The sequence below is a fragment of the Camelimonas fluminis genome (genome assembly GCF_014656355.1).
Classification (GTDB): domain Bacteria; phylum Pseudomonadota; class Alphaproteobacteria; order Rhizobiales; family Beijerinckiaceae; genus Camelimonas; species Camelimonas fluminis.
Genome location: NZ_BNCG01000078.1, coordinates 1 through 5,982, shown reverse-complemented (window position 1 = coordinate 5,982; position 5,982 = coordinate 1). Strand labels below are relative to the sequence as shown.

Genomic DNA, 5,982 nt, shown 5'->3' with positions numbered 1-5,982 from the left:
TCGACAGCCTCCTGCCGTGGAGCCATCAACGCAAGGTGTGAGCGGCACAGCGCTTACGGTCCAGCAGCACTTCGCCTTCATCGACGCGGCGGACCACACGCCAACCGTCGATTGGGTGCTGGAGAGGGCGCGCGCCGCGGTCCTGCGCCATGGCATCCGGGCGCTGATCATCGACCCATACAACGAGCTCGAGGCAGGCCGGCCGTCGAAAATGACGGAAACGGAGTTCGTCTCCCAGCTGATCAGCAAGTGCAAACGCTTAACCGCCGGACCAATGCCGACAAGCGCCGCGACGTGCTGTCCATGATGGACGTCAATCCCGAACTGTCTGACCGCGAGATTTCCCGCCGGTGCGGCGTCAGTCCCCAGACCGTCAGCAACTGGCGAGCGAAGTCACGAGGCCGGCCGGAGCAACGAAATGCAGCATAATCACCAGCCAGCGCGAGGCGCGCCGTCCCGATACCGGCCGGAGTTTTCACGCAGGCCGAGAAGCTTTGCAAGCTTGGTGCTACCGATGTGGAGATGGCGGACTGCTGCGGCAGACGCATGAGCTGTGCGCTCGACGGCTCGGGCATGCTGCGGACTCGGTTCTTCGTGGAGGTATGCAATGCGCAACCTAGGCGCAGAGCCAGTTTGAAGCTCCTTAAGCCGCTTGAACGGGTTCTGGGCGATACCGATTTTCACCGGCCCATTCTCTGCCGCGATTACGTAAACGCTCGTTCTCATCGTGGCTCGCCCATTATCCGTCAGTCCTGTGCTGTGTCCGCCTCATCCCGCCGCTGCCGGTAGCGGACGCCAGCGCCGCCGCCGTTCTGCGGAATGAACTGGATCCCGGCCGCCTCAAGGGCGCGCTGGATGGCGTCGAGGTTGGCAGCGGTCATCGCTGGAACGGCGTCGTCCGCCAAATCAGCTCGCCTGACCGTTGCAACTCCTAACTTCGCCTCCTTGGCCAAGCGCTCTGCCGACCAGCGGAGAAGCGCTCGAGCGGCCCTGATCTGCGCCCCAGTGATCATTTTTATATCCTTAATGATATGTTATTGACAAGAATGATCTGAAACATATCATAGGATTTGAAATCGCTCAAACGCTGCGCGCTGAAACAGGCGAACAGCATTAAGAAATCGTATCTCCGGAGCATCCCATGACTGCTCACTCGCTTTCCCCAACCCCGCCACTCGGCCCGGATCTGCGCCGCCGGATTTCCCGCGCCATCGACCTGCTGATTGAAGCACTCGACCGCGACGACGCGCTGGACCCGGCGAACGAATGCGAAGGCCAGGAGCTGTTCGACCCGGTGCGCGGCTGGATCGCCATCGATCCGGATCTGGAGGCCAATCCGGCTGAACGTGCCTTCTGAAGCATCACAACATTTGAACGGGACAGCATGAAAGCGCTGTCACATCGTAGCAGGAGCCTGCCATGAGAGCGGATCACACAGAGGGAAAGACGGCCCTCGAAATCGACGAAGAACAGACCGCCCGGATTGAGCAGTTGGCCCGCCGCATCGGCCTGGCCGCTGAGGATCTGGAGGAGGCCATCACGGATCTCATCGCCTCGCCTCTGGTCGAGGTCAGGCCCGGGGTCATCTATTTCGAACGCATCCCGGTGCTTCTGGATCTGGTCGTGGAAGCCGCCAGGGAGGTGCGCGGGCTGGCGAAGGACCAGATGAAGCGCTTCTGAGCAGCTAAAGCACTACAGCATGACAACAGTGAACCGCCATGACACGGGAGGATCGACATGCAAACCGCCATGCCAATTTTGGACACAACGCCGGCGCCTACCAATGAAGCTCTGGACCGGATGCTGGGCTGCCTTCTGAAGCAGCGCCGCGCGCTCCGCGATATGAGCGACCGTTACGACGAGCTGGTTGCGTCAATGCCGTGGTGGGCGAGGCCAGGCAAGCGCCTGCTGGGAGTAGCGCCAGATGGCCGCCCATTTTTGACAGGGCATTGCTGGGAGCCGGCAATCACTGGCGTCACCGCATGCCCAGGCGAACTGGTTCTCATTCGCCCATCGGATTTGGATATTCACGCGCTGGCGGAATATCGCCGGGAAGCATGGGGCAAGGCCGGGGCCGACCGGGCGAGGGCGCTGTACCGGCAGGATATGCTGGCGCTCGAGCATCGGCGTGCGGCGGCTCGTGCTGAACGGGAGCGATGCGGTTCGGAAACACTGGCGCCCATGGTTGATGACGCCACCAAGGCCACGACCGACCTGCAGGACCGGATACTGGCGTTGCCGGCCTCACCGGAGCGCGCGGCGCTACAGATCCTGTTCGACGCCATTGAGAGCGTCGAGCCAAGTCAGTCCTTGGACAGCGAGGAACTGGCGCGATCCGTCGCCGTGCTCCACGTCCTGCGTCCCCTGGTGGCCGGCCGGACAGCCGCCCTGGTCAACGAGTACCTGAAAGACACGGCGCGGCCGCTCGCGGACTCCCCGCTGTCCTGCACGTCGTTGGGTGAGTTGCAGCGCTGCCTGACCCGGGAGAACGAAACGTTCGACATTCCGCACGGCCTGCTGCCGGCCGTCGTCCTCGCAGCCTGAACGGGTGTCACATGACAAATGATCCCATCATTGCGGCAATTGCCGCCTACCGCGCCGGTCTTGCTGCATTCGACGCGATTGACGAGGCGGACTGGCCGAAGCTCGGAGGCGAAGCGGAGGTTGTCCGCACGACCTACGTGGAACCATACGGCGCGATTTGCGGCTGGGAGGGCCCAGCCATGACACGGGAAGGCGCGGCCGAGGCGCTTCGGCTGGCGATGTCAGAACTGGACATGCTCGATGATGATGACCCGCCGAAAGTCATGATCAGGGCCGCTCTTGGCCATCTGGAGTCCTCAGCCTGACCGCTCAGGATGTGCCCTCGCAAACGATGCCCTGCGCGGAAGAACCGATTTTATGCAGGCTAAATATAGGGGGCTCCACCGGTGACAGCGATTACAGCGCCTGAAACATAGCTCGACATGGGTTCGGCCAGCATGACATAGGCCGAAGCCAGCTCGACCGGCTGGGCTGGGCGGCCCATCGGATAGTTGGCGCCGAATTCTCTCACATCCTCCTCCGACATTGTGGAGGGGATAAGCGGGGTCCAGACGGGGCCGGGGGCTACGGCATTCACGCGTATGCCCTTCTTCGCCACGAGTTGCGCCAGGCCCGCAGTAAAATTCACTATAGCGCCCTTGGTAGTGGCGTATGGCAGCAGTGAGGGGTTCGGTCGGTCGGAGTTGACCGAGGCAGTGTTGATGATGACACTCCCGCTTGGCATCTGGGTTATTAGGGCCTTTGACAGATAAAACATGGCATGAATGTTGATGTCGAAGGTGTGTCGCCACGCGTCGTCGCTGATATTATCAAGCGATGCATACTGCGCTTGGTGAGCGGCATTATTAACAAGAACGTCAATCGTCCCTAACTCGGCTGTTGCTTTCGTGGCAATGAAGCGACAGTGTTCCGCGCTTCCAATATCTCCTGGTAATAGAACGCATTTACGACCTGCTTCCTGTACGAGACTGGCAGTGGAAGCTGCATCCTCACCCTCATTGAGAAACGACAGCGCCACGTCGGCGCCCTCGCGCGCAAAAGCTATTGCCACGGCTCGGCCAATTCCACTGTCGCCACCAGTGATCAAAGCACGTCTCCCTGCTAACCTGCCGGCACCGCGCCAGCTCTTTTCCCCGTGATCAGCTGGTGGATTGAGCTTGCCAATGAGTCCCGGAGCGCTCTGCTGCTGTTTTGGAAATGGCGGCTTGGGATAGGAGTGCATGGCGGACGTCCTTTCATCAGAAATGAGAGACGGCCACAGGTGCGCCTTAGGGCTCAAGAATGCGCGGTTTATGGCGAAAGGGCCGTTCCTCCTGCAAAGCAACCATCTCGAACGCCATGCGGTTCCTGTAGAACGAGAACGGGTCATCAGCTCCGGGCAATTGTTTGTGCTATTGGCGAATAAACACATAATATTTATGTAAATGAATGTGCTAGTGCTTAATAGCCATTCAAAAAATGGAGATGGTGGAACTGATTGGTCTGTTAGGGCCTTATCCCTCCACAGATAGAAACTGGTGGAGGGACTGAGATGCGCATTCCGATGCTTGCATTCATTCTGGTGTCTATGACGGTTGCAGCTTCAGCTCAGCCGCAGCCCGCGAACCCTGATCCGAAGACGCCAGCGGTCACAACCAAAACCACGCCGCCGCCATCCCAGCCCGCAAAGGGTGCGAACAGCTTCACTGAAGACCAGGCGCGTAAGCGTTTTACGGACGCAGGTTTCACCGGAATCAGCGGCTTGTCCAAGGACAAGGACGGCATTTGGCGTGGAAAGGGAATGAAGAACGGCGCCACCCACGATATCGCTCTCGATTATCAGGGGAACGTATTCCCCCGTTAAGTTAAACGCATTGAGGCGAATTGGTCGGTGCTCGTATGTCAAGGAGGCATGTCTATGACGACGGTATCAGCATTGTTCGACACTCCCGCCGAGGCGACGAACGCTGCAAGAAGACTTGAGTCTGTCGGTGTCCCGGCATCGGATATTTCGGTGGTATCCAATAATTCTGACAATTGGTACTCTGACCCTGATGGAAACGAAGTTGCGAATGACGCCCTCACTGGCGCCGGTCTTGGGGCTGCGGTCGGCGGTGCTGGCGGACTCCTCGCCGGCCTTGGCCTGATGGCTATTCCCGGTGTTGGTCCAGTCGTCGCGGCTGGTTGGCTCGCCGCAACAGCGCTGGGTGCTGCAGGTGGAGCGGCTACCGGCGCTGCCGCTGGCGGCCTGGTGGGCGCCATGGTCGGAGATGGCGTCCCAGAGCGTGAGGCAAACGTCTATGCCGAAGGAGTCCGCCGTGGCGGCACACTGGTTTCAGCTCGTGTAGAGCCGGCCTTGGTCGACCGGGCGCAAGCGGTGTTACGCGAAACCCAGCAAGTGGATTTGGCTGCCCGCGAGGCGGCCTACAGGGAAACCGGCTGGGACCGCTTCGACCCTGATGCTCCAAACTATACGGCAGACCAAGTCCGGGACGAGCGGGGGAGGTACCTCTAGGTCGACGCGTCCAGATTGGACAGGTCCCGGTCGAGCAGTGGCGCTGCGGCAGTACCAAAAGCGCTAGATGACAGCCCGGCCGGTTCGCCCGCGCTTGCTGTGTCTCTGCGGAAACTGAGGCCGGGCCACGTCCTTCGCTCAGCGAGCCATACAGAAAGGACACTGTTATGCAGGTCAATCCAGATATCCACGAAACGCGTGATCTGATCGCCAGTGATAAGGTGGTCGGCACTGATGTGTATGGGGTTGGTGACGCTTACGTCGGCAAGATTGAGCGCCTGATTCTCGAAAAACGAAGTGGGCGCGTCGCTTACGCGGTCATGAGCTTCGGCGGCTTTCTCGGCATTGGCCACGAGCATTTCCCTGTTCCATGGGAAAAGCTCACCTACGACCCCAATCTGGACGGGTATCGCACCGATATTACCCAGGAGCAGGTTGAAACCGCACCCAGATATGCGCCGGATGAGGACCATGACTGGTCACAACAGGAAGGCCGCAGGATCTACGATTACTACGGTGTGAAGCCAGGTCTGTAGACGTCCTGGACGGGGGAGGGGGCATGGCTCATTTCAGACCCTCGCTTCGGGATGCTGGGGCATTCGTTCTTGGCTTCACATCAGCCCTGATTTTGCTTGGCCAAGCCCCCAGGACGTCTGCTCGAGAGCGGGCAGAACATCAAGACAAGGGCCCAAATTCGCCCCATGGCAAGGATGCTGAAGCGCCCACCGATATTGGCCCAACCGGGTGGCGCGAAATTGTCATGCGAACGTACCGCGAGGTTTCGCGCGACAGGGTCATGGCTGTCTCGGCTGGCGTGACGTTTTACGGTCTCCTGGCCACATTCCCGGCGATGACAGCGTTCATCGGCCTGTATGGGCTTGTGGCCGCACCTGATACAGTCATGGAACACCTCGGGCTGTTAGGGAGCATTCTTCCAGCGCAGG

General features: G+C 60.1%; 11 protein-coding genes and 2 pseudogenes. 10 read left to right on the top strand and 3 right to left on the bottom strand.

Annotated elements, in window-relative coordinates; genetic code table 11:
* Window positions 1-307, top strand: a pseudogene (locus tag IE243_RS21895) (hypothetical protein); the annotation flags it as partial.
* Window positions 235-429, top strand: a pseudogene (locus tag IE243_RS21890) (winged helix-turn-helix domain-containing protein); the annotation flags it as partial. The pseudogenes IE243_RS21895 and IE243_RS21890, both read left to right, overlap by 73 nt.
* Here the strand turns inward: IE243_RS21890 and IE243_RS24055 are convergent.
* Window positions 430-726, bottom strand: coding sequence for a GIY-YIG nuclease family protein (locus tag IE243_RS24055; protein WP_191321425.1), 297 nt, complete (start codon window positions 724-726; stop codon window positions 430-432). It abuts the pseudogene before it with no gap.
* Window positions 727-746: 20 nt separating this feature from the next.
* Window positions 747-905, bottom strand: coding sequence for a hypothetical protein (locus IE243_RS23885; RefSeq protein WP_308432096.1), 159 nt, complete (start codon window positions 903-905; stop codon window positions 747-749).
* Between the two features lie 236 nt (window positions 906-1,141).
* On the opposite strand from IE243_RS23885, the gene IE243_RS21875 reads away from it, so the two are divergent.
* From IE243_RS21875 to IE243_RS21860, 4 genes are all read left to right on the top strand, one after another.
* A complete protein-coding gene (locus IE243_RS21875; protein WP_191321424.1) occupies window positions 1,142-1,357 on the top strand; it encodes a hypothetical protein in 216 nt (71 codons plus the stop codon).
* Between the two features lie 62 nt (window positions 1,358-1,419).
* Window positions 1,420-1,680 carry a hypothetical protein gene (locus tag IE243_RS21870; RefSeq protein WP_191321423.1) on the top strand — a complete coding sequence of 87 codons (261 nt, stop codon included), beginning with the start codon at window positions 1,420-1,422 and terminating at the stop codon, window positions 1,678-1,680.
* A gap of 69 nt (window positions 1,681-1,749) precedes the next feature.
* Window positions 1,750-2,544: a hypothetical protein gene (locus IE243_RS21865; RefSeq protein WP_191321422.1), complete on the top strand. Its 795-nt coding sequence runs from the start codon at window positions 1,750-1,752 to the stop codon at window positions 2,542-2,544.
* A gap of 11 nt (window positions 2,545-2,555) precedes the next feature.
* Window positions 2,556-2,849: a hypothetical protein gene (locus IE243_RS21860; RefSeq protein ID WP_191321421.1), complete on the top strand. Its 294-nt coding sequence runs from the start codon at window positions 2,556-2,558 to the stop codon at window positions 2,847-2,849.
* A 59-nt stretch (window positions 2,850-2,908) separates the two neighbouring features.
* Here IE243_RS21860 and IE243_RS21855 read toward each other — a convergent pair whose 3' ends face one another.
* On the bottom strand, window positions 2,909-3,766 hold the full coding sequence (locus tag IE243_RS21855) for an SDR family oxidoreductase (protein ID WP_191321420.1): 858 nt from the start codon (window positions 3,764-3,766) through the stop codon (window positions 2,909-2,911).
* 309 nt (window positions 3,767-4,075) lie between these two features.
* On the opposite strand from IE243_RS21855, the gene IE243_RS21850 reads away from it, so the two are divergent.
* From IE243_RS21850 to IE243_RS23285, 4 genes are all read left to right on the top strand, one after another.
* Window positions 4,076-4,387: a PepSY domain-containing protein gene (locus IE243_RS21850; RefSeq protein WP_191321419.1), complete on the top strand. Its 312-nt coding sequence runs from the start codon at window positions 4,076-4,078 to the stop codon at window positions 4,385-4,387.
* A 54-nt stretch (window positions 4,388-4,441) separates the two neighbouring features.
* Window positions 4,442-5,038 (top strand): hypothetical protein, encoded by a 597-nt coding sequence (locus IE243_RS21845; RefSeq protein WP_191321418.1) that lies wholly within the window; start codon window positions 4,442-4,444, stop codon window positions 5,036-5,038.
* 167 nt (window positions 5,039-5,205) lie between these two features.
* Window positions 5,206-5,574, top strand: a complete 369-nt coding sequence (locus tag IE243_RS21840) for a PRC-barrel domain-containing protein (protein ID WP_191321417.1) — start codon at window positions 5,206-5,208, stop codon at window positions 5,572-5,574.
* A gap of 23 nt (window positions 5,575-5,597) precedes the next feature.
* Window positions 5,598-5,982, top strand: a 385-nt coding sequence (locus IE243_RS23285; protein WP_505661119.1) for a YhjD/YihY/BrkB family envelope integrity protein, incomplete at its 3' end; no start/stop codon positions are given.